At 58.4% G+C, this 279-nt stretch carries 1 protein-coding gene; it reads right to left on the reverse strand.

Features of this window, described 5'->3' with window-relative positions; translation table 11 throughout:
* On the reverse strand, positions 1-279 hold a 279-nt coding region (locus ACLHZ1_RS20775; RefSeq protein WP_427263561.1), incomplete at both ends, for a transposase.

Raw genomic sequence — 279 nt, forward strand, 5'->3', positions numbered from 1 at the left:
GGATGCTGGCTTTCATGTATTCGATGTTGATGGCCGTTTTGTTCTTGCGTGGATGCTGTTTCAAGGTTCTTACCTTGCCGGGGCGCTCGGCGATCAGCCAGTCCACATCCACCTCGGCCAGCTCCTCGCGCTGTGGCGCCCCTTGGTAGCCGGCATCGGCTGAGACAAATTGCTCCTCTCCATGCAGCAGATTACCCAGCTGATTGAGGTCATGCTCGTTGGCCGCGGTGGTGACTAGGCTGTGGGTCAGGCCACTCTTGGCATCGACACCAATGTGGG

This window comes from Aeromonas sobria (assembly GCF_050266975.1).
GTDB classification, from domain to species: domain Bacteria; phylum Pseudomonadota; class Gammaproteobacteria; order Enterobacterales; family Aeromonadaceae; genus Aeromonas; species Aeromonas sobria_B.